The sequence below is a fragment of the Alishewanella sp. BS5-314 genome (assembly GCF_025377695.1).
GTDB classification, from domain to species: Bacteria; Pseudomonadota; Gammaproteobacteria; order Enterobacterales; family Alteromonadaceae; genus Alishewanella; species Alishewanella aestuarii.
The window spans coordinates 1,639,560-1,662,363 of sequence record NZ_JACEHJ010000002.1 but is presented as its reverse complement, the minus strand read 5'-3'; the positions used below and the strand labels follow the sequence as shown (position 1 = coordinate 1,662,363).

The following is a 22,804-nucleotide window of genomic DNA, read 5'->3' as shown; positions in this document are numbered from 1 at the left end:
TACCTTGTCGTAGCTTGTGTGTCTTTATCGGTTAGTGTGTAAAGGCAGGGCCAAAACCCGAGCTCCATAGAATCGCTGTGGCAGCCAGTACCACCACTAACAGCACCAGACCGCAGGTCACCACTGAACTGGCATAAATAAAACCACGTTCTTCCGGGATGTGCATCAGGATCGGTACCCCGACATAGAGCAAATACACCGAATAGGCTAGCCCGGCCAGACCAACCATCATTACAAACCACAGCTCAGGATACAGCGCGGCTAAACCCACCATAAACAGTGGCGTTGAGGTATAGGATGCCAGCTCCAGCGTTTGGGTATAAGTGGGTTCAGCGCCAAAGGTATGGGCCATCCAATGTGCTAATAAGCCCAGTGCAAAGACACCGGCAATCAGGGCGATATACATTGCCACCGCCATCAAGCGTGCGCTTTCGGCGGTTAAAAAGATTCTTTCACCCACACCGATGCTCCAACCCAGATGCACCGCTGAATAATAGGCACACAAAGAGGGGATCAGCGCGATCAATAAAATGTGAATCATGCTGTAGCGGAAACTTTCGTGTCTGGCATCAATCGTATGCCACTCTTCTTTCGGGTGGGCATACAAGCCCCATAAATGGTTTAGTATCATAATTATTATCCTTATTACTGCAAAACTGCACCCTTGTCCGGGCAATAACGCAGTTGCCCGTAGTTAAGTTATGACTGATGGTCAGAACTTCGTCAAGCCTGGCGTTGAATTTTTAAACACCAGCGAAGCAGGCTATCGGAAGCTGCTGGCGGCGCTGTAACCTATTCGGTATACTTTGCCGCTGATTTTTAGAGCGGTTATCTGATGCAAAGTTGCGAATATCAACAGCTGTTGGCACCGATCCAGCAGTTTCTTGGCTGTGTTACCCCTGATGCCTGGTTAGTACAAGCGGCGAGGCCCGAGTCTTTACCGGTATTGCTGACGGATCATCTGATCTGTGAGTTAAAAGCGGCACAATCAGCGATGTTTTTGATTCGTCGCTATGCGGTAGACGAACAAAGCGCTGAAGCCTTATTGCAATGGCTAAAGCCATACGAAGATTTTACCTACCGCCAGCTTGGCGACTGGCAGCAACTGGCCGAACATAAGCTGAAAAAGTCGATGCTACCCAAAGCCAGCTCGGCCTACGGGCAGGATTTAATTGATAAAATGGTGCTGCTGATTAAAGAAGAGCTACACCATTTTTATCAGGTACTGGAGATCATGCAGCAGTTCGGCGTAGCCTACGACAAGATCACCTCCAGCCGTTACGCCAAAGGCTTGCTCAGGCATGTCAGTACTTTTGAGCCAAATGCGCTGGTCGATAAACTGATTTGTGGTGCCTTTATCGAAGCGCGTTCCTGTGAGCGTTTCGCCCGCTTAGCGCCTTTATTGCCTGCTGCAATTGGTGATTTTTATATTTCGCTACTGCGTTCGGAAGCGCGTCATTATCAGGATTATCTGAGTCTGGCACAGCAGATTGCCGGTAGCGATATCAGCGCGCGGGTGGCATTCTTCGCTCAGATCGAAGCTGAACTGATTTTAAGTCCCGACCCCGATTTCAAATTCCACAGTGGTGTTTACAGTGGGCCGGGGTGTCAGGGAAGCAGTATCGCCGCTGCCGCAAGTGCCACCTGATTGCGGCCAGAGTGTTTGGCCTTGTAGAGTGCAGTGTCTGCCTCCTGATAAAGAGACTCAAAAGATAGGTTGTAGCCAGTTGCAACGCCGATCGAAACCGTAACAGTTAATTGCTGACCGGCCGCACTGAACGGCGAACTGGCAACCAATTGGCAGAGTCGCTCGGCGACGGCCAGCGCGGTTTTTTGATCGGTTTCTGCCAAAAATACACCGAATTCTTCGCCGCCAATCCGGCCAAAGATGTCATATTCCCGCAATGTTGAGCTGACCAGTCTGGCTAGCTGTTGTAGCACTTCATCGCCGGCCTGGTGGCCGAAGTTGTCGTTGATGCTTTTAAAATGATCGATATCCAACAGCAGCAGCGCTATATGACAATTCAAGCGTTCACAGCGGTTTAGTTCTGACTGAACTGACGCTACAAAACTGCGGCGATTGGCAATGCGGGTTAACTCGTCGGTTAACGCCAGATCATTTAGCCGTTGTGCCCGCTCATTCAGGTGCTGTTCCAGAATTTTTTGCTTAGTGATGTCTTTGGTTTGTAGCAATATTTCACCACTGACCAGCGTTTGTTCTGAAAACAAAAACCAGCGACCATCGATCAGGTCAACTTCAAACAATCGGAACTCGCGCTGACGTCTAACCTGCTGCGCCCGGGCAAGCCATTGCTCAATATCCTGAGTTTCTATTTTTGGGCCTGTTTTTTCCTCAAAAGCCAGCCGCATAATATCGGTAAAACTTTTACCCAGCAGCTTGGTAGCACTTTGGTTAAAGGTGCCTAAGAATGCTTTATTGGCACAGACCAGAACATCATGTGCGGAAAAGATGGCGTATCCATCATGGCTTTGCTCAGCAAAGCGGGCCAGTAATTCTGCGTAGTGCTGAAACGTCGATACCATAAGTTACCCAAGCTAAGTGACCGGTTTTTAAGCATAGCTTAGTGTGATACGAATGAGATCGCTTAATCGCAAACTGCCAGTGGCTGAAACACCAACTGCCAGTGTTCAGGGCTGACTTTCAGATAGCTACTTTGCGTATACCAGTCACCCAGCACATAACGCTCTGCTGCCTGACCATTAACTTGCAGCTGATGTACTGCCGGTCTGTGGGTATGACCATGGATCAGTTTCTGCACGCCAAATTGCGCCATCACTTTTGGTACTTCTTCTGGTGTCACGTCCATAATACTGGCGGCATCTTGTCGCAGATATTGCGCTTTCGCTTTAGCACTTTTTTCGCGGGCTTTACGGGCAATCCGCTGTCGTATGCTAAGTGGTAACGACAACATCAGCGTCTGCCACCAGGGCTGATTCCACCAGCGGCGGAATTTCTGATAGGCTAAATCCAGGGTGCAGAGGCTATCGCCATGCATAATCAGCGTAGGGGTACCGTAGAGATCAATCACCTGCTGTGGCGGCAATAAGGTGATGCCGGCCTGTTTGGCGTAGCGCTGTTTTAACAGAAAATCACGGTTGCCGTGAATAAAGAATACCGGCAGCTGCTTACTAACCGCCTGCAGTGCCGCTGCAACCTCTGCCAGTAACGGTTCCGGATTGTCATCACCAATCCAGACTTCAAATAAATCACCAAGAATATAAAGCGCATCGGCTTGCTGCGTTTCAGCAGCGAGGAAATGCAAAAAGGCCTGAGTAATATCAGGCCTGTCTGCTGCCAGATGAAGATCGGCAATAAAAAGCGTATACGCCATCTGCGCCAATACCGCTTAGGCGTTATGCAGCTCAGCGCGCTCGATTACGACCGGCTCGACTGGTACATCGGCATGGCCGGCAAAGCGACCAGTACGCACTTTACGGATCTTATCAATCACGTCCATGCCTTCGATCACTTCACCAAATACACAGTAACCCCAGCCTTGCATGCTCTCTGAGCTGAAATCGAGGAAGTTGTTATCGGCGACGTTGATAAAAAACTGGCAGGTGGCTGAGTGCGGATCGCTGGTGCGAGCCATCGCAATGGTGCCTTTTTTATTTGAAACTTTGTTATTGGCTTCGTTTTTGATAGGTTTCTTGGTGTCTTTTTGATCCATATCCGGAGTAAAGCCGCCGCCCTGGATCATAAAGCCGTCAATGACCCGGTGAAAAATGGTACCGTCGAAGAAGCCATCTTTTACATAACTTAAAAAGTTCTCAACAGTAGCGGGGGCCTTGTCGGCGAACAGTTGCAGTTTAATAACGCCAAAATTGGTATGTAAGCTAACCATAGTAAAGGGTCCTGTCAGGTTAAAGTGCGTCTATTCTAGCGCAGCCGCCGTGATAAACAAAGCAAGGATAGCGGGCCTTGTCCGGCAATGTTACACTATCTCTCTTTTTACCGGGCCAGCAATTACGAGGACAGCATGCTGCAGATTTACAACACCTTAAGCCGTCAAAAAGAAGTCTTTACCCCTATTACGCCGGGCAAAGTGGGCTTATATGTCTGCGGTATTACCATCTACGATTACTGTCATGTTGGCCACGCCCGTACCTATGTCGCTTTCGATGTAATTAACCGTTATTTACGCTTTTGCGGCTATGATGTGACCTATGTGCGTAATATCACTGACGTTGACGATAAAATCATTAAGCGGGCGGCAGAAAATGGCGAAAGCTGTGATGCGTTAACGGCGCGTTTTACCCAGGCCATGCATGCCGACTTTAACGCGCTGGGCTTATTACCGGCGGATATTGAACCCACCGTGACCGGCCATATGCAGGAGATTATCCTGATGGTGCAGCAGCTGCTGGATAAAGGTTATGCCTATATCGCCAAAGACGGTGATGTGCTGTTTGATGTCAGCAAATATGACGCTTATGGCGCACTGAGCCAGCAAAATCTGGAGATGTTGCAAGCCGGTGCCCGGGTAGAAGTCTCGGATAGCAAAGATGATCCACTGGACTTTGTGCTGTGGAAAACGGCCAAGCCGGGTGAGCCTTACTGGCAATCACCGTGGGGCAATGGCCGGCCAGGCTGGCATATCGAGTGTTCTGCCATGAGTGCCAAACATTTAGGCGCACATTTTGATATTCATGGCGGCGGTTCAGACTTACAGTTTCCACATCACGAAAATGAAATTGCCCAGTCGACCTGTGCCCATGGCCATAAATACGTTAATACCTGGATCCATACCGGTATGGTGCAGGTTGATAAAGAGAAGATGTCCAAATCGCTGGGTAACTTCTTTACTGTCAAAGACGTGCTGGCGCAGTACAATGCCGAAGCCGTACGTTACTTCTTATTATCCAGCCAGTACCGCAGTCAGCTGAATTACTCAAAAGAGAATCTAGAGCAGGCACATGCGGCACTGGGCCGGCTATATAATGCGCTGCGGGATATTACGCCGGCAACTCAGGTCGATTTAAATAATGACTATGTCACACGCTTTAAAGCGGCGATGGATGATGATTTTAATACGCCGGAAGCCTTACCGGTGTTATTTGAACTGGCGCGGGAAGTAAACCGTTTTAAAACCACTGAGCCGGCCAAAGCCGCTGAGTTAGCTGCGGTGTTACAAACTCTGGCCGGCGTGCTGGGGATTTTACAGGGTGATGCCGAAGCCTTCTTAAAATCCGGCGCTTCGGATGATGAAGTCGGACAAATTGAAGCCTTAATAGCGAAACGTAACGCCGCCCGTGCGGCGAAAGATTGGGCGGCAGCCGATGCTGCCCGCGCCGAGCTGACAGCGTTGGGGATAGTGCTGGAAGATAAAAACGGTGTCACCAGTTGGCGTAAAGCTTAAAGCCTGTCGCCACAGTCAATAAAAAAACCGCTTTACCGCGGTTTTTTTATTGGCTTGATAAATTAGCGCAGCTTAGCTGGCGTCGTGATAGAGCTCACAGGCTTCCAGCGTATTTTCAATCAGGCTGGCAACGGTCATTGGGCCGACACCACCCGGTACCGGCGTGATATAGCGGGCATGCTTAACTGCATTGGCATAGTCGACATCGCCGACCAGTTTACCGCTATCCAGACGGTTGATACCGACGTCGACCACTAAAGCACCAGGTTTAACCCAATCACCCGGAATAAATTCCGGCCGGCCGACCGCCACCACCAGTAAATCGGCACGCCGCACCTGCTGCTCCAGGTTCTTAGTAAATTTATGGCATACGGTAGTGGTACAGCCTGCCAGTAACAGCTCCAGCGCCATTGGCCGGCCGACGATATTAGAGGCACCAACGACCACCGCATCCATGCCTTTGATATTGACCCCGGTGCTGTGCAGCAGGGTCATAATGCCTTTCGGCGTACAGGGACGCAGTGCCGGCATCCGCTGTGCCAGGCGGCCGATATTGTAAGGATGAAAACCATCGACATCTTTTCTGGGATCAATCCGCTCTAAAATGGCTGAGGCATCTAAACCGGCGGGCAGGGGCAGCTGAACCAAGATACCATCGACGCTTTGGTCGTGATTTAACTGATCAATCAAATCGAATAATTGCTGTTGGCTGGTATCTGCCGGCAAATCATAGGACACCGAGTGAAAACCCACTTCTTCGCAGGCTTTACGCTTGCTGCCGACGTATACCTGCGACGCCGGATCCAGACCGACTAACACCACTGCCAGACCTGGTGCACGCTTACCGGCGGCAACCCGTGCCCGAACCTGTGCTGCGACCTTATCTTTTGTTGCCTGGGCAACGGCTTTACCATCAATAATTTGTGCTGTCATGCCTGCTGAATTCCCGCCAGTTTTGAAAGCAGTATTTTCGCACAGCAGCCAGTTTTCTGCCATCCTTGATCGGCAACCGCCGCTTTTTCTCGCTTTAGGTTCAAATAATCGCCAATCGGCTGAAATTAGCAAAAAATAGTTTGACGCTACAGGTCGCGGGCGTTAATATTCCGCCCCGTTGCAGCAGTGCAGCATAGTCGGTGATTGGCGCAGCTTGGTAGCGCACTTGGTTTGGGTCCAAGGGGTCGCAGGTTCAAATCCTGCATCACCGACCAATTTTAAAACGGTTAGGTAGCGCACTTGGTTTGGGTGCTCTCGATCCAACGGGTCGAAGGTTCAAATCCTGCATCACCGACCATTTTAAAAAGCACAAATATCCCAGATAGGCGTACATTATGCGCCCGTAGCTCAGTTGGATAGAGCAACGGCCTTCTAAGCCGTGGGTCATAGGTTCGAATCCTATCGGGCGCGCCATTTGGCGAAAAGTTTCTAAAATGTGGTGGTTGTAGCTCAGTTGGTAGAGCCCCGGATTGTGATTCCGGTTGTCGTGGGTTCGAGCCCCATCATCCACCCCATCCCCCTTTAAGTCGGTGATTGGCGCAGCTTGGTAGCGCACTTGGTTTGGGTCCAAGGGGTCGCAGGTTCAAATCCTGCATCACCGACCACTTTATTTTCCCGCATTATTCACGTTAAAAATCACTTACAGTTCAGCTCCATCGTCTAGATATTCCAATCTAATATATTGTGTTCTGTGAAATCCAAATTTCGTTATTCAGCGTCTGGAGCAGTGCATCCGGCGGCCAAACGCGCCGTACAACTTTCCTGGGGCACGCCGTGAACCCATCCCTGGGGGCTCCCCTTTCGCATCCATGCGAAAGACGTCCCCAGAAAAGTGTACTCTGCGTTTACCGCCTAGTTCACTTTTTGCGAGTCGTCATGATTCAACGATGTTCGTTTAGCCCTTGGCTGCGGTAGAATTTTCGTAACAGCAGCAGGGATGCTGCGGAGGCTGAAAGGGCACAGGGATGTGATCCTTGAAGCCGGTGGAGAAAATTACTACCCAGCTAAGGGCGTTGCATTGATCTGGACGCTGCATGGTCAAACAAAACGAAAGTCTGCCCGAGCACTTTAGTGACTCAATGCTGCAACTCACTCCACACCGCTATACCCAACATTTCGCAAATTGATACCAGACTAAGCTGCCCACCGATCCTAGGCGGCACTCAGCCCGCAACATAGCCACTAAATTTGTAATTTAATTACAGTTTTTCGCTATTTCTATCGTCTATTAAAACAGCAAATATTTTGTGTTTTGATGCTAAATTTATGAATAATAATGCTTATATTAAAACGTGAACGCGATGCAAATTGTAACCAAAGTGGTGCCGGGTTACAGTTTTTGCTAGAATAGCCGGCGGAACAACCAATGGAGGAGTTATGCTTAAGCCATCCTGGCGCAGGGTAGTACTGAAAGTCGGCAGTGCCCTGATTGCGCCGGACCAAGATGGATGCAGCGAAAGATATTTGCGTCCTATTGCCGAATTTATTCAACAATGTCGTCAACTTAACCGGGAAGTGATCCTGGTTTCTTCAGGTAGCGTCGCTGCCGGTCGCCATCATTTTCAGTTTCAACATCAGCGGGTGCCAATCGCACTGAAACGGGCTATGGCTGCTGTTGGTCAAACCGAAATGATGAATTTCTGGAGCCGCTGCTTCGATTTCCCCTGTGCCCAGGTATTACTGACCCATGGCGATCTCAGTGATCGGGTGCGGCATATTAATGTTAAAAATACCCTGAAGCGGCTGTTAGATCATGGTGTTTTACCGATCGTTAATGAAAACGATACTATCGCTACCGATGAGCTGAAAGTCGGTGATAACGATAACCTGGCTGCGATGGTCGCCAGTGTGGTTCAGGCTGATGCCTTAATTATTTGCTCAGATGTGAATGGTTTATATACCGCCGATCCAAACAAAGATCCCGCCGCCAAACTGATCCCGGAAGTAAGGCAAATTACCCCGGAGATCTATGCGTTGGCAGGTGGCGCCAGCTCGCGGGTCGGTACCGGCGGTATGCGCACCAAAATTGAAGCGGCAGAAAAGGCCACCGCTCAGGGGGTGGATACTCTGATTGTCGATGGTCATCAGGCAGCAACCTTTCAGTGTCTTTTAGCGGGTAACAATCCGGGCACTATTTTCTATGGTCAGAAAATACCCTTACCGGCTAAAAAACATTGGGTTAGACATACCCTGCGTGCCAAAGGCGAAATTTGGGTCGATGATGGCTGTGTTAACGCCCTGTGTAGTCATGGCGCCTCATTATTGAGCAGTGGTATAGTGCAGGTAAAAGGTGACTTTGCGCCAGGCGATGCGGTGATTGTGCGTTGTTCGGTTAGCAAGCGCTCGATAGCTAAAGGTGTCAGCCGCTTTAGTGCCAGCCAGTTGTTTTCGATTAAAGGCCAGCACAGTGAAAAAATTGCCTCTTATCTGGGTTTTTGCCCCAATGGCAGTAATGCGGTGATCCACCGCAGTGAAATGATGTTACTGGAGAAATTATGACTAGCGATGTTGCGGCCAGTTTAGCCGCCGGTGCCGCTCAGGCCGCCAAAGCGGTTGCGACCTTGAGCACTGCTGAAAAAAATACAGTATTACAAGCTTTTGCCGACAAGATCCGCCTGGCTACGCCTGCCATTCTGGCAGAAAACCGTGCTGAAGTTGCCGAAGCGGCCGCGAATGGCACCAGTGCCGCTATGCTGGATCGCCTGACGCTCAACGAGCAGCGTATTGAATCGATGGCGGCGGCCATTGAACAAATTATTCAGTTGCCGGATCCGGTCGGGCAAAGCCGCTTTATCGAGCAGCGGCCAAATGGCATTAAAATTAGTAAGCGCCGTATTCCGCTGGGCGTAATTTGTATGATTTACGAAGCTCGGCCTAATGTCACTGCCGATGCCGGGGCCTTGTGCTTTAAAGCCGGTAATGCGGTGATCCTGCGTTGTGGCCGCGAGGCGATTAAAACCAGTCTGGCGATTGCCAGTGCGATGCGTCAGGCATTAACCGAGCATCAGTTGCCGCCTGAGGTACTGACGATAGTACCGGATCCGGATCGTAACCTGCTGTTAGCCTTATTAAAGCAGGAAGAGTATATCGACTTAGTGATCCCACGCGGTGGCGAGGGCCTGATCCGCTTTGTCACCGAGCAGAGCCGGATTCCGGTGATCCAGCATTTTAAAGGTGTCTGCCATCTGTATGTTGATAAGGCAGCTGATCCGGCTATGGCGCTTAAGCTACTGCTAAACGGTAAAGTACAGCGTCCCGGCGTCTGTAACGCGCTGGAGGGCTTGTTAGTGCATCAGGCGGTCGCGGCCGACTTTTTACCATTGGCTGCGCAGGCACTGGCCGAACATCAGGTCAAGGTGCATGCTTGTCAGCGCAGTTTGCCTTACTTTAATGGCGCTTCGCCGATTGCCGATGACGAATTTGGTCAGGAGTATCTGGCTCCGGAAATTGCGGTGCGGGTAGTGGATGATTTGGCTGCTGCTTTGGCGCATATTGATCAGTTTGGCAGTCAGCATACTGAAGTAATTTGCACCGCTGATCAGGCCGCAGCTGACCGCTTCCTCGCCAGTGTAGATACGGCGGTGGTCATGCATAATGCGTCGTCGCGTTTTTCTGATGGTGGTGAGCTGGGGCTGGGCGCAGAGATTGGCATTTCTACCAGTAAATTACATGCCTATGGCCCGATGGGGCTGGAAGCCCTGACTACTGAAAAATTTGTGGTACAGGGTGAGGGACAAACCCGCAGTTAACTGGCCGAAATAAATCTGACTTTTTGTCGCAAAAAATGCAGAAAGAACGGGCTTTTCGTTTAACGAAAGTCCGTTTTTTATTAGTTCTTACAAACACTTAAATACAGTAAATTGAAGGGCTCGACTCGCGGCTTCTAGCCCGCTATAATGCCGCGTCCAATTATTAACAGGTCAGGTTCATCCTAAGTTTGTCGACACCCGGCCAAGACAGTACGGCGTATCCAAGGCGCCTGACATTGAATTTGAGGTAAAACGATGCAAGTTTCTGTTGAAACCACCCAGGGTTTAGAGCGCCGTGTAAATATTACTGTGCCGGCAGCTACATTAGATAACGAAGTGAAGAACCGTTTACGTGACGTGGCAAAACGTCAGCGTATCGATGGTTTCCGTCCTGGTAAAGCGCCTATTTCAATCATCCAAAAACGTTTTGGCCTGGCGGTACTGCAGGAAGTGGCGTCTGAGCAAATGCAGCGCGCTTTTTACGAAGCCATTATCGAACACAAATTAACCCCAGCTGGCGCGCCAACCTTTGCACCAGAAGCGCTGGAAAGCGGTAAAGATTTGGCTTTCACTGCCACCTTCGAAGTGTATCCGGAAGTGACTGTTGCTGCACTGGATAAAGTGGAAGTGACTAAGCCAGTGGTTGAGATCTCTGAAGACGATCTGAGCAAGATGCTGGAAACGCTGCGCAAGCAACACGCCAAGTGGGAAGCCTCTGACGCCGCTGCTGCTGCCGGTGATCGCGTAACGATTGATTTCGTTGGTTCTATCGACGGTGAAGAGTTTGAAGGCGGTAAGGCCTCTAACTTCGTACTGGAGTTAGGTCAGGGCCGGATGATTCCTGGCTTTGAAGATGACATCATCGGCAAAAAAGCCGGCGAAGCCGTTACCGTTAACGTGACCTTCCCGGCAGAGTACCACGCTGAAAACCTGAAAGGTAAAGCCGCCAGCTTCGCCGTAACAGTAAACAAAGTTGAGCAGCAAGTTCTGCCTGAACTGAACGACGAGTTTGCCGCACTGTTTGGTTTAACTGAAGCCACTGTTGACGCACTGAAAGCTGAAGTGCGCAAAAACATGGAACGCGAGCTGAAGCAAACCATTAAAGGTAAAGTGAAAGAGCAGGTCATCAAAGGCTTACTGGCAACTAACGAAGTTGAAGTACCAAAAGCCCTGATCGCCAGCGAAGTTGACGTACTGCGTCAGCAAGCAATGCAGCGTTTTGGTCAGAATGTAAATCCAAAGCAATTACCAGAGCTGCCAGCTTCTCTGTTCGAAGAGCAGGCGAAAGATCGCGTTAAAGTCGGTCTGTTACTGGGCGAAATCATCAAGACTAATAGCCTGAAAGTTGACGAAGCTAAGGTACAAGAGCTGATCGATAACGTAGCGTCTGCCTACGAAGATCCGGCTGAAGTCGTGGCGTACTACAAAGGCAACAAAGAGCTGATGCAAAGCATGCGTAACGTGGCTTTAGAAGAGCAGGCGATCGAAGTAGTGCTGGCATCTGCTAAAGTAACCGAACAAGCTGCTGCTTTCGATGAGATTATGAACCCGAAGGCTGCTAACTAAGATTGACTTCTTAGGCTGGCACGGTTTTAATGGCTCGGACACCTGTTCGGGCCATTTTATTTTGCGGCACCGCTATTTCGACACCTTACAGCTTTAAGAGAAGGGATCCCAGATTATGCCAATGTCTCGTGACATGAATGAGATTGTCAACGCCTTAGTACCCATCGTCATTGAACAAACCGCCAAGGGTGAACGCTCTTTTGATATTTACTCGCGCCTGCTAAAAGAGCGGGTAATTTTCCTGACTGGCCAGGTCGAAGATCATATGGCGAATCTGATTGTCGCCCAATTATTGTTCCTTGAATCTGAAAATCCGGAAAAAGACATCTATATTTATATCAATTCACCGGGCGGTTCGGTCACGGCGGGTTTATCGATTTATGATACGATGCGTTATATCAAGCCGGATATCGCTACTGTGTGTGTTGGTCAGGCAGCCAGTATGGGCGCTTTCCTGTTATCCGGTGGTACCAAGGGTAAACGTTACTGTTTACCTAATGCCCGGGTGATGATTCACCAGCCGTTAGGGGGCTTCCAGGGCCAGGCAACGGATTTTGAGATCCATGCCCGGGAGATTTTAAGTATTAAAGAGAAGCTAAACCGCTTAATGGCGGAACACTCAGGCAAGAGCTATGAGCAAGTGTGCAAGGATACCGAGCGCGATAACTTCTTAAGCGCGCAGCAAGCCTTGGATTATGGCCTGATCGATGCCATATTAACGCAGCGGGATGCGAAATAATTTAAAGCAGGCCGGGTTTTGGCCCGGCTGGTTGAACAAGAGGTAGTTACATGTCTGATCACCGCACTGACGGCGATAAGAGCGGCAAATTACTGTACTGCTCTTTTTGTGGCAAATCACAGCATGAAGTGCGTAAGTTGATCGCAGGGCCACAAGTTTATATTTGTGATGAATGCGTTGACCTATGCAACGATATCATTCGGGAAGAGATTAAAGATATCTCGCCGAAGCGTGATACCGAAAAGTTGCCGACGCCGCGCGAGATCCGCAAACATCTGGACGATTATGTGATCGGTCAGGAGCATGCGAAGAAAGTTCTGGCGGTAGCGGTCTATAACCACTACAAACGCTTGCGAAGCATCCAGCAAAAGCAGGATGTGGAACTGGGTAAGAGTAATATTCTGTTGATCGGTCCTACCGGTAGCGGTAAAACGCTGCTGGCTGAAACCCTGGCGCGTTTACTGGATGTGCCTTTTACCATGGCCGACGCCACCACATTAACTGAAGCCGGTTATGTTGGTGAAGACGTGGAAAATATCATTCAGAAACTGCTGCAAAAATGCGATTACGACGTCGAAAAAGCGCAGCGCGGTATTGTCTATATCGATGAAATCGACAAGATCTCCCGCAAGTCTGATAACCCGTCTATTACCCGTGATGTGTCCGGTGAGGGGGTACAGCAGGCGCTGTTAAAGCTGATTGAAGGCACCATTGCTTCGGTACCACCACAAGGTGGTCGTAAGCACCCACAGCAGGAGTTTTTGCAGGTTGATACCTCAAAGATCCTGTTTATCTGTGGTGGCGCCTTTGCTGGCCTGGACAAAGTTATTGAACAGCGGATGGCGAAAGGCTCAGGTATTGGTTTTGGCGCTGAAGTGAAAAGCAAAGAAAGTAGCCGCAGCCTGACCGAAAGCTTCCGCGATGTAGAACCGGAAGACTTAGTGAAATACGGCCTGATCCCGGAATTTATTGGCCGCCTGCCGGTAGTTGCTACATTGACCGAGCTGGACCTGGATGCGCTGATGCAGATCCTGAGTCAGCCAAAGAATGCGCTGATCAAGCAGTTTGCTGCCTTGTTCGCGATGGAAGAGGTCGATCTGGAGTTTCGCGATGATGCCTTAAAAGCCATCGCCCAAAAAGCCATGGATCGCAAAACCGGTGCCCGGGGTCTACGCTCTATCGTCGAAGGCGTGTTGCTGGATACCATGTACGAATTACCGTCGATGCAGGATGTCAGCAAGGTTGTTATCGACGAGACAGTGATCCGCGGTGAGAGTCAGCCCATACTTATCTACGAGAGCAGTGAGCCGGCGGTAGCCGAATCGCATTAAAAAAGGGAGCTGCAAAGCTCCTTTTTTATCTGATGAATTGAAGTTTCCGGAAAAAGCCCCATATACTGGCTTATATCGCCTGCAGTTATTAATTTCGAGAGCTATTTCATGACCACAGAACACCAAGAAACCTTGCATATGCCGGTATTGGCATTGCGGGATGTCGTTGTTTACCCGCATATGGTGATCCCACTTTTTGTTGGCCGGGCGAAGTCTATCAAGTGTTTAGATGCGGCGATGGACAATGATAAGCAGATTTTTTTAGTGGCACAAAAAGACGCCACTCTGGATGATCCTACCGAAAAAGATTTGTATCAGATCGGTACCGTTGCCACTATTCTGCAACTGTTAAAACTACCGGATGGCACCGTGAAGGTGTTAGTTGAAGGCGGTAAGCGTGCAAAACTGAGTAAATTTACTGAGACCAAAGACAGCTTTGCGGCCTATGTCGAGCTGGTGCCAACTCAGGATATTGATAGCCGTGAGCAGGAGGTATTCCTGCGCTCGGCAATTAACCAGTTTGAAGGCTATATCAAGCTAAATAAAAAGATCCCGCCTGAGGTACTCACTGCGCTAAGTGGTATCGATGATGCCGCTCGTCTGGCTGATACGATGGCGGCGCATATGCCGCTGAAAGTCGAAGACAAACAAAAGGTACTGGAGCTGACGGATGTGACCGAACGGCTGGAGTATCTGATGGCGATGATGGAAAGCGAGATCGATATTCTGCAGGTCGAGCGCCGCATCCGCAGCCGGGTAAAAAAGCAGATGGAGAAAAGCCAGCGCGAGTACTATCTGAATGAGCAGATGAAAGCGATTCAGCGTGAGCTGGGCGAGCTGGAAGATGCACCGGATGAGTTTGAGACGCTGTCGAAAAAAATTGCAGAAGCGAAAATGCCGGCTGAAGCAGAAGCCAAGGCTAAGGCAGAGCTGCAAAAGCTGAAAATGATGTCACCGATGTCGGCAGAGGCTACAGTGGTGCGCAGCTATATCGACTGGTTAACTCAGGTGCCGTGGCAGACTCGCTCTAAAGTGAAGAAAAACCTGGCGGCCGCTGAGCAAATCCTGAATGCTGATCACTATGGCCTGGAGAAGGTCAAAGAGCGGATTATGGAATATCTGGCGGTGCAGCAGCGGGTTAACAAGTTAAAAGGACCGATTCTGTGTTTAGTTGGTCCGCCGGGTGTCGGTAAAACCTCGCTCGGACAATCGGTTGCCAAGGCAACCGGCCGCAAATATGTGCGGATGGCCTTAGGCGGGGTGCGGGATGAAGCAGAAATCCGTGGTCACCGCCGTACCTATATCGGTTCTATGCCGGGCAAAATTATCCAGAAAATGGCTAAAGTCGGGGTGCGTAACCCGCTGTTCCTGCTGGATGAAATTGACAAGATGGCATCGGATTTCCGCGGTGATCCGGCAGCAGCGTTGTTAGAGGTGCTGGATCCGGAGCAGAATGGCGCCTTTAGCGATCATTACCTTGAAGTTGACTACGATCTGTCTGATGTGATGTTTTTCGCCACCTCGAATAGCCTGAACATTCCGCCGGCCCTGCTGGATCGGATGGAGGTGATTCGGTTATCTGGTTATACCGAGGATGAAAAGCTGAATATTGCCAAACAGCACCTGGTACCAAAACAGGTTAGTCGCAATGGCTTGAAGCCGTCCGAAGTGTTGATTGAGGATAGCGCCATTATCGGCATTATCCGTTACTACACCCGTGAAGCCGGGGTGCGTAGCCTGGAACGGGAAATTTCGAAACTATGTCGTAAGGCGGTAAAGCAAATTCTGCTGAATAAAGGCCTAAAACAGGTAGTGATTAACGACGCTAACCTGGAAGAGTTCTTGGGTGTACATCGCTTTGACTATGGTAAAGCGGAAGACAGTAATCGCATCGGCCAGGTTACCGGCCTGGCCTGGACTGAAGTTGGCGGCGACTTACTGACCATTGAGGCGGCAGCTGTTGTTGGTAAAGGTAAGCTGACTTATACCGGCTCGCTCGGTGATGTGATGAAAGAATCCATTCAGGCGGCGATGACGGTGGTGCGTAGCCGCGCAGAGGGGCTGCGGATAAACGAAGATTTTTACGAGAAGCGCGATATCCATGTGCATGTGCCGGAAGGGGCAACGCCAAAAGATGGCCCCAGTGCTGGTATTGCGATGGTCACTGCGCTGGTTTCCAGTTTAACCGGTAATCCGGTGCGGGCTGATGTGGCCATGACCGGTGAAATTACGCTGCGCGGTGAAGTGTTACCTATTGGTGGCTTAAAAGAGAAGTTACTGGCCGCACATCGTGGCGGCATCAAACGGGTGCTAATACCTTTTGATAACGTTCGCGACTTGAAAGAAATCCCGGAAAACGTGAAAAGTGCGTTGCAAATCACGCCGGTAAAATGGATTGAAGAGGTGCTGGAAGCCGCATTACAAGAGCCTTTGGCACGGGTAACAGTGCCAAATACGGCAAAAAATGCAGCAAAAAGCAAAAAAACCGAAAAAAATCCGGTTTAGGGGCTTTTCATTCCCGTTGGCTGTGCTAAGTTATGGACAGTTTCGGCTAAGCCCTTGTGTTGCAAGGGCTACAGCCTAAGCCAAAAAAGATTAGTTTTAATGTTTCTGCTGCTTGCAAGCAACGTCTTTGCTTGTTATAACAAGCAGGCAAGGATTAAACCTAATAGCTTGTAGTTGTAGAAAATAATAACAATTGAAGGGGATGATATTGTGAACAAGTCTCAACTGATCGACAAAATTGCTGCGAATGCAGATATCTCTAAGGCCGCAGCAGGTCGTGCTTTAGACGCGTTCATCGACGCTGTTACCGAAGCTCTTAAGGAAGGCGACTCAGTAGCTTTAGTTGGTTTTGGTACTTACAGCGTACGTGAGCGTGCAGCCCGTACTGGCCGTAACCCACAAACCGGTGCTACTATCCAAATCGCTTCTGCGAAAATTCCTTCTTTCAAGCCGGGTAAAGCGTTAAAAGACGCAGTTAACTAATAGAATTTCCATCCGGCGCGCCGGGGGAGTTCCACAAGCCGGTAGCTTAGCTCAGGCTTCTATAAAAAAGGCGCATCTGTTAAGATGCGCTTTTTTTTTAACACAACTTTTGTGTCACGACATAACAGAGAAAGCGCAACGATGTTAGAACGAATCAGAGAAGGCTCACAGGGTATGACCGCCAAGATCATTCTTGGCCTGGTGATCCTGACATTTGCATTAGCAGGCGTCGGCGGTTACCTCAGCTCACCCCGTGAGGCGATAGTTGCCGTGGTGAACGGCGAAGAAATCAGTCAGGCACGCTTCGAGCAAGCACTGCAAAGTGAACGCTCGCGGATGCAGCAGCAGTTCGGTGAAATGTACGACATGCTAGCTGCTGACCCAAGCTATATGGCAAATTTTCGTAGCGAAGTGTTAGAGCGGTTGATTGACGATACCTTGCAAAAGCAGTTTGCCCGTCGTTTGGGTTTGCGGGTTGGCGATGATCAGGTGCGCGATGCGGTGGTGAATCTGCCGGAATTCCAGGTCGATGGCGTCTTTAACAATGACCGTTTTATTGCCATTCTGCGTCAAGCGGGCTATCAACCAGCCGAGTTCCGTGAACTGATCCGCGAAGATCTGTCAGGCAGTCAGCTGATGCAAGGCCTGCTGGGTAGTGAGTTTGGTTTAGCCGGTGAGATTAATCAATTGCTCGCCCTGCAGCAGCAAACCCGCGACATCCGCTATTTGACGATACCGGCTGAACGTTTCCGTAGCCAGTTAAACCTGAGCGAAGAACAAGTTCAGAGCTATTATCAGCAGCAAATTGCGCGTTTTATGACGCCTGAGCAAGTGGCGGTTGAGTATGTGGAGTTATCAGCAGCAGCTCTGGCAGCGGATATCGAAGTGACTGAGCAGCAGGTGGCTGACTACTATCAGGCTAATCAGGCGCGCTTTGGCAGCGCCGAGCGGCGCGAAGTGGCACATATTATGTTGGAATCCGAGCAGGATGACAGTGCACTCGAGCAACAGGCTCAGGCTTTGTTAGCTGAGTTAAAAGCAGGCGCAGACTTCGCTGCTCTGGTAAAGCAGCATTCAGCTGATACCTTCTCCGCCCAAAACGGCGGTGAATTAGGTCCGCTGGTTGCCGGCCAGATGGATGCGGCCTTTGAAGCGGCGGCGATGGCATTAGCGGCAGAAGGTGAGCTCTCTGGTGTGGTACGTAGCGAGTTTGGTTATCATATTATCAAACTCAGTAAATTTACCCCTGCGACAACCAAGACCTTGGCTGAGGTAGCAACTGAAATCCGTAATCAGTTACAGGCCGACCAGGCAACAGCACTGTTTTACGACTTGCAGCAGCGACTGGCGCAAACGGCTTTCGAACAACCGGATAACCTGGAAGATGCAGCCGAAGCTATTGGTGTGAAGGTCCAGCACACGACCTTATTTAGCCGCGACACTGCACCTGCCTTATTGGCGCAACCCGCGGTATTAAGCCGCTTGTTTAATCCGACCTTTATTGCTGAGCGTTTAAACAGTGATGTGATTGAACTGGCGCGGGATCAGGTATTGGTTGTGCGGGTGAAAGAGCATCAGGTTGCCCGCACCCTGCCACTGGATGAAGTACGCCCAGAAGTTGAAGCAGCGGTACAACAGCAAGAGCTGGCCAGATTAACCGCGGCCTATGCGGCTGATTTACTTGCAGCGAAAACGGATCTGGACAGTCTGGCAACTCAGGTTGCGGTAACCATTAATGACCATCCGGCAACCCCGCGTTTTGGTGGCGCTCTGGGTACTGAGATCCGTGCCAAAGCGTTTGCTATGCCAAGACCAGAGAGTGGCGCTACCAGTCTGGATTCAGTACAACTGGCCAATGGTGATGTGGCTCTGGTAGCGGTATCAGCAGTAACGGACGCTGAGATCAGCAGTGTACCGGATGCTGGTCAGTTGGAAGCTATTGCCCGTCAGCAGGCAGAGCAAAATTATCAGGCGTTACTGGCAGTACTGCGGGCTGATGCGAAAATCAGCCGTCAACTTCGCAATACTACCCAACCTGACGATATTTAAATCTCAGCTAGTACAAGCCCCGGATATCCGGGGCTTTTTTTTGCTATCACACACTCTGCTATTGAGTGTCGCAGCTGCCGATACTATCACCGTTTAGTTGGCAATACTGCAGACTAGTTTCAACATCCAGTCCCAGAGTAAGGACGCCAAGCTGACGGCCATCAGCAGCGATTACCGGGATACTAAGTTGGGTCAGAAAGCGTGCGGTTGAGGCATCAAACTGTACCTCATCCAGAAAGTAGCTTTGCTTAGTGCCGAAGACTTGCTGATATTTCGCTTCGTCACCCTGCCAGAAATCTGAGGTGATCTCGCTGATGGCGACATTACGCCCCTGCACATCCATCAGGATAATCTCCGCAATCTGCCCGGCAAAACTGTGTTGGAACTGTTGTAGTTGCAAGGAAAGTGGGCTTAGTAACATTTGCTTTGCCAGGGTCGCGATACCCAGTTCCACTTCTTCGATCCATTGTTGATCCTGTTGCAGGATCTGCTGTTCAGTCCACAGCTGCTGCTTGGCAGCGCCTAATGCCTGCTGCACATCCTGACGGCGGCTTAGTGCCTGCGCCTGCGGCAAAAAGCGTTGCAGTATTAACTGCTGTTCCTGCGGTGAGAGCGCAAAACTCTGTTGGCTGCAGCCCGCGATCAGGGCGTTAAAGCGGTTGAGAAACTGTGGTCTCAGTTGCAAAAACTGATTTGAGAAATAAACCCCCAACGGCACATAACGGAAAAAGCTTAGCTGGTAGTCGCTTTGATTCAGACCCAGGCGTTCAGCGTTTAATTGAAATGCCTCTAAATCCATCAGGATCCGATCGACGCGTTTTAATTGCAGCAGGCGGACCAGTTCCTCATCGGTATTGACTTCGGTAGTGACGGTTTCTGTCATCAATTGAAACCATTTTTGCTGATGACTGCCGCGCACCGCCCCCAGCGCCTTTTCCTGACCGGCCAGTTTTACCGACTGAAGATGTTCAATCCAGTACCAGTTTTCCAGATACAGCGGCGCTGAGAGTTCGCCAAAGGGCTCCATTTCGCTGAGCAGAATAGCGCTAAAATAGCCGTCAAGGCGATTTAGCCGGACTTCCTGCCGCGCCCTGAGCCAGGGTAAGCTTAATAGCTGGTAGGGCTGTTGCATGCGTTGGAAAATACAGTCGATCTGCCGTCGGCTGGCATCCTGATTATCCAGTGGCATATTAGTGGCCATTTGCGCCGGTGTTATGGTCTGGATGCTGAAAATGAAAAGTGCCGTGAGCATAAAGTATCCTGCAAGCGCAACTATCCCTGAGTTGTAGTAGGGCGTGTTAACGTTTGCTGCTTGTTTTTGCAGCAAACGTTAACACGCCCTAATTATAGCCGTACTTTAGAGCAAGCTATTAAGTAATTTACGGGTATAGTCATGGCGTGGCGCACGAAAAACCTCGGCCGTGGGGCCATAATCGGTTGTTTCGCCCTCTGACAATACCAGCATATCATCACTCAGATGCTGTACCAGCTGTAGATTATTGGTAATCAACAGATAGGCCAGATCGTTTTTTTGCTGTAATTCCAGTAGCAGATTAACGATTTGGGCACGCAGGGATGGGTCCAGTGCCGACAGTGCCTGATCAAGGATTAACAACTTGGGATCGAGGATCAGGGCCCTGGCCAGTGCTACCCGTTGTAGCTGCCCGCCGGAAAACATATGTGGATAAAACTCCGCATGTTCGTCTAATAAACCAAGCTGACGCAGTGTCTGGCGGATCTTGGTGCGACGTTGTGTCGGGTCAAGAATGGTGCTGAACCGCAGTACATCTTCCAGCATCTGGCCGACTTTCTGCAGTGGGTTCAGTGATTGACTGGCATCCTGAAAGATAAAGCGGATCACATGGTTATACTTTTTATAGTGGCTGATCTCCACCGGCTCGCCAGCCAGGCGGATCACCCCGCTATCCGGTTTTTCGATCCCAACCAGTAACTTCGCCAGGGTGCTTTTACCAGAGCCGGTTTCGCCGACTATCGCCAGGGTTTTACCAGACTGCAAACTAAAGCTGATATCGTGTAACGCCTGGAGCCGTTTACGCCGGAATAAACCTAAATGCTTGACATAGGTTTTAGACAGCTGTTCAACTTCGAGTAAGTTACTCATTTCTCACCTTTACCCAGCAGCGGAAAATGGCAGCTAAAAAAATGATTTTGTAAGCGTTCCTGCTGCGGTGTCTTTACACATTCCTTGCGGGCATTCGGACAGCGGGGGCCGAGGCGGCAGCCAATGGGTAAATGCTGTAACGTTGGAATGCTGCCATGTAGCGCATAGAGCGGACTTTTGGGAGCCAGTTCAGGTTGAAACTCCGGTACGCTTTTAATCAGGGCATCGGTGTAGGGATGCAAAGGCTGTTGCAGCAAACTGGCGGTGTCACCACTTTCGACCAGTTGCCCGCAGTACAGGACGCTTAAATTTTGGGTATACCGGGCAACGCTTTCCAGTTCATGACTGATCAGCAGCACTGCCATACCTTTTAACTGATTAAAACTGGCCAGTAACCGAAATAGCTGTGCCTGGGTGGTGCTCTCCAGTGCCGTGGTGGGTTCATCGGCAATTAATAGTTTCGGGTTTTTCGCAATCGCCATCGCGATCATAATTTTTTGACACACCCCTTCTGATAACTGAAACGGATAACTTTGCATCACATTTTGGTGATCGCGGATCCCGACTTTGTGCAGTAGGGCAATAGCGCGTTTTTTACGCTCAAAGGGTCTTTGCCACCAACGACTCTCCAGCAGATGGCTTGGAATCGCCTCTTCCAGCTGCTCACCGATTTCTGCGGTCGGATCCAGGCTGCGGCTTGGCTCCTGATAAATCATGGCGATGTCGCGGCCGATAATCTGTCGCCGCTGCTCGCTGCTGATCCTGAGTAAGTCTTGCCCTAACCAGTTAAAACGGTCAGCATGCACATGCCAGCGCCGGTTTAACACGCCGACAATGGCCTTGGCCACCAGACTTTTTCCCGAGCCGGACTCACCGACCAGGCCACGGGTTTCGCCCTCTTTTAATGATAGACTGACCCGGTCAACAGCCCGGATCAACCCATCCGGGGTTTCCAGCTCTATGGTCAGGTTTTTGATATCCAGTAGTAGCATCAGCCTTCCCGCCTGCGTTGCATCGCGATTTTCAGGCCATCGCCGACCAGATTAACGGAGAGTACAGCAGTAAAAATCAATAAGCCTGGGATCGCAACGCTGGCTGGTGCCAGATAAATCAGATCCAGCGAGTCATTGATCATCGCCCCCCATTCCGCAGTTGGCGCCTGGGCGCCCAGGCTGAGAAAGCCCAGCGCCGCGATATCTAAAATGGCGGTGGATAAGGCCATGGAACACATAATGGTGACTTTTTCCCAAATATTCGGGATTACCAACCGGGTCAGGACCTGCCAGTTATTGGCGCCGTCCAACCGGTAGGCGGTAACATAGTCCTGCTTCAGTTGTTCAGCAATAGCATTACGAATGCCGTGCACAAATTGTGGCAGTAGCGCCAGACTAACAGCCCAGGCGGTGTTCGCCAGGCCGGGGCCTAATACCGCGACAATAATAATCGCCAATAGTAGCGACGGGATGGTCAGGATTAAATCAAGTAAATGATTGAAAAAGCTTGATTTAACGCCACGGCTCATTCCTGCCAGTGCGCCCAGTGCCAGACCGGCGATTAAGGCTCCCAGTACCGTGACCAGCGCCAGACCGAAGGTATAGGTGGTGCCCTTAAGCATTCTGGACAGCAAATCCCGCCCTAAATCATCGGTACCAAAGGGATACTGTACCAGACCTTGTTCTGACCAGGACGGCGGTAACAGTAATAAATGGTCGGCCTGCAGATAGGGGTCATGCGGTGTCAGTAGCGGCGCCAGAATACTCAGTAATAAAAAACCGGCAAACAAGGCCAGGCCAAACAGGGCACTGTGCTGGCGTGCAAATTCACGCCAAAGCTGCACCAGAGGGGAGCGGTTGTTTTCTTCAAAATACAAGCGAAACTTCTGCATC

General features: G+C 50.4%; 19 protein-coding genes and 4 tRNA genes. 14 read left to right on the top strand and 9 right to left on the bottom strand.

Translation table 11 applies throughout. The annotated features are described in order from the left end of the window. Nucleotides 1–31: 31 nt before the first annotated feature. A complete protein-coding gene (locus H1D31_RS12150; RefSeq protein WP_008607470.1) occupies nucleotides 32–631 on the bottom strand; it encodes a Yip1 family protein in 600 nt (199 codons plus the stop codon). A gap of 204 nt (nucleotides 632–835) precedes the next feature. Between H1D31_RS12150 and miaE the strand changes: the two genes are divergently transcribed. Beyond that, complete coding sequence (gene miaE / locus H1D31_RS12145) at nucleotides 836–1,648, top strand: tRNA isopentenyl-2-thiomethyl-A-37 hydroxylase MiaE (RefSeq protein WP_261259148.1); 813 nt, start codon at nucleotides 836–838, stop codon at nucleotides 1,646–1,648. Here the strand turns inward: miaE and H1D31_RS12140 are convergent. From H1D31_RS12140 to H1D31_RS12130, 3 genes are all read right to left on the bottom strand, one after another. Next, the gene (locus tag H1D31_RS12140) at nucleotides 1,609–2,544 is read right to left on the bottom strand and encodes a sensor domain-containing diguanylate cyclase (protein ID WP_261259147.1); all 936 of its coding nucleotides are present in this window, start codon (nucleotides 2,542–2,544) and stop codon (nucleotides 1,609–1,611) included. The genes miaE and H1D31_RS12140 overlap by 40 nt on opposite strands. Nucleotides 2,545–2,606: 62 nt before the next feature. Beyond that, complete coding sequence (locus H1D31_RS12135) at nucleotides 2,607–3,353, bottom strand: UDP-2,3-diacylglucosamine diphosphatase (protein ID WP_261259146.1); 747 nt, start codon at nucleotides 3,351–3,353, stop codon at nucleotides 2,607–2,609. Nucleotides 3,354–3,368: 15 nt separating this feature from the next. Then, nucleotides 3,369–3,866: a peptidylprolyl isomerase gene (locus H1D31_RS12130; protein WP_261259144.1), complete on the bottom strand. Its 498-nt coding sequence runs from the start codon at nucleotides 3,864–3,866 to the stop codon at nucleotides 3,369–3,371. A gap of 135 nt (nucleotides 3,867–4,001) precedes the next feature. On the opposite strand from H1D31_RS12130, the gene cysS reads away from it, so the two are divergent. Further along, nucleotides 4,002–5,381, top strand: coding sequence for a cysteine--tRNA ligase (gene cysS / locus H1D31_RS12125; protein WP_065955174.1), 1,380 nt, complete (start codon nucleotides 4,002–4,004; stop codon nucleotides 5,379–5,381). Between the two features lie 72 nt (nucleotides 5,382–5,453). On the opposite strand, the gene folD is transcribed toward cysS, so the two are convergent. After that, complete coding sequence (folD, locus tag H1D31_RS12120) at nucleotides 5,454–6,314, bottom strand: bifunctional methylenetetrahydrofolate dehydrogenase/methenyltetrahydrofolate cyclohydrolase FolD (RefSeq protein ID WP_008951449.1); 861 nt, start codon at nucleotides 6,312–6,314, stop codon at nucleotides 5,454–5,456. A 198-nt stretch (nucleotides 6,315–6,512) separates the two neighbouring features. On the opposite strand from folD, the gene H1D31_RS12115 reads away from it, so the two are divergent. The 12 genes from H1D31_RS12115 (at nucleotide 6,513) to H1D31_RS12060 (ending at nucleotide 18,796) form a co-directional block, all read left to right on the top strand. Continuing rightward, nucleotides 6,513–6,589 (top strand) — tRNA-Pro (locus tag H1D31_RS12115). Nucleotides 6,590–6,711: 122 nt separating this feature from the next. Beyond that, a tRNA-Arg gene (locus H1D31_RS12110) sits at nucleotides 6,712–6,788 on the top strand. Between the two features lie 25 nt (nucleotides 6,789–6,813). Next, nucleotides 6,814–6,889, top strand: a tRNA-His gene (locus H1D31_RS12105). A 13-nt stretch (nucleotides 6,890–6,902) separates the two neighbouring features. Beyond that, nucleotides 6,903–6,979 (top strand) — tRNA-Pro (locus H1D31_RS12100). A 772-nt stretch (nucleotides 6,980–7,751) separates the two neighbouring features. Then, complete coding sequence (gene proB / locus H1D31_RS12095; RefSeq protein WP_065955160.1) at nucleotides 7,752–8,873, top strand: glutamate 5-kinase; 1,122 nt, start codon at nucleotides 7,752–7,754, stop codon at nucleotides 8,871–8,873. Further along, on the top strand, nucleotides 8,870–10,123 hold the full coding sequence (locus H1D31_RS12090; RefSeq protein ID WP_261259142.1) for a glutamate-5-semialdehyde dehydrogenase: 1,254 nt from the start codon (nucleotides 8,870–8,872) through the stop codon (nucleotides 10,121–10,123). Before proB ends, H1D31_RS12090 begins: the two co-directional genes overlap by 4 nt. 255 nt (nucleotides 10,124–10,378) lie before the next feature. Beyond that, nucleotides 10,379–11,689, top strand: a complete 1,311-nt coding sequence (gene tig, locus H1D31_RS12085) for a trigger factor (RefSeq protein WP_261259141.1) — start codon at nucleotides 10,379–10,381, stop codon at nucleotides 11,687–11,689. Between the two features lie 133 nt (nucleotides 11,690–11,822). After that, on the top strand, nucleotides 11,823–12,428 hold the full coding sequence (gene clpP, locus H1D31_RS12080) for an ATP-dependent Clp endopeptidase proteolytic subunit ClpP (protein ID WP_008607512.1): 606 nt from the start codon (nucleotides 11,823–11,825) through the stop codon (nucleotides 12,426–12,428). A gap of 50 nt (nucleotides 12,429–12,478) precedes the next feature. Further along, nucleotides 12,479–13,759, top strand: coding sequence for an ATP-dependent protease ATP-binding subunit ClpX (gene clpX / locus H1D31_RS12075; RefSeq protein WP_008951451.1), 1,281 nt, complete (start codon nucleotides 12,479–12,481; stop codon nucleotides 13,757–13,759). Between the two features lie 108 nt (nucleotides 13,760–13,867). After that, nucleotides 13,868–16,264, top strand: a complete 2,397-nt coding sequence (gene lon / locus H1D31_RS12070) for an endopeptidase La (RefSeq protein ID WP_261259140.1) — start codon at nucleotides 13,868–13,870, stop codon at nucleotides 16,262–16,264. A gap of 210 nt (nucleotides 16,265–16,474) precedes the next feature. Beyond that, on the top strand, nucleotides 16,475–16,747 hold the full coding sequence (gene hupB / locus H1D31_RS12065) for a nucleoid-associated protein HU-beta (RefSeq protein ID WP_008607515.1): 273 nt from the start codon (nucleotides 16,475–16,477) through the stop codon (nucleotides 16,745–16,747). 141 nt (nucleotides 16,748–16,888) lie between these two features. Then, the gene (locus H1D31_RS12060) at nucleotides 16,889–18,796 is read left to right on the top strand and encodes a SurA N-terminal domain-containing protein (protein WP_261259139.1); all 1,908 of its coding nucleotides are present in this window, start codon (nucleotides 16,889–16,891) and stop codon (nucleotides 18,794–18,796) included. A gap of 58 nt (nucleotides 18,797–18,854) precedes the next feature. Here H1D31_RS12060 and H1D31_RS12055 read toward each other — a convergent pair whose 3' ends face one another. The 4 genes from H1D31_RS12055 to H1D31_RS12040 all read right to left on the bottom strand — a co-directional run bounded on the left by H1D31_RS12055 (nucleotide 18,855) and on the right by H1D31_RS12040 (nucleotide 22,803). Next, complete coding sequence (locus H1D31_RS12055; protein ID WP_261259138.1) at nucleotides 18,855–20,048, bottom strand: PDC sensor domain-containing protein; 1,194 nt, start codon at nucleotides 20,046–20,048, stop codon at nucleotides 18,855–18,857. A gap of 105 nt (nucleotides 20,049–20,153) precedes the next feature. Further along, complete coding sequence (locus H1D31_RS12050; protein ID WP_261259137.1) at nucleotides 20,154–20,918, bottom strand: ATP-binding cassette domain-containing protein; 765 nt, start codon at nucleotides 20,916–20,918, stop codon at nucleotides 20,154–20,156. Then, entirely contained in the window at nucleotides 20,915–21,910 is a 996-nt protein-coding gene (locus tag H1D31_RS12045) for an oligopeptide/dipeptide ABC transporter ATP-binding protein (protein WP_065955153.1), read from the bottom strand. The genes H1D31_RS12050 and H1D31_RS12045 overlap by 4 nt, the downstream gene beginning before the upstream one ends. Continuing rightward, nucleotides 21,910–22,803, bottom strand: a complete 894-nt coding sequence (locus H1D31_RS12040; RefSeq protein ID WP_008607520.1) for an ABC transporter permease subunit — start codon at nucleotides 22,801–22,803, stop codon at nucleotides 21,910–21,912. Before H1D31_RS12040 ends, H1D31_RS12045 begins: the two co-directional genes overlap by 1 nt. Nucleotide 22,804 lies beyond the last annotated feature (1 nt).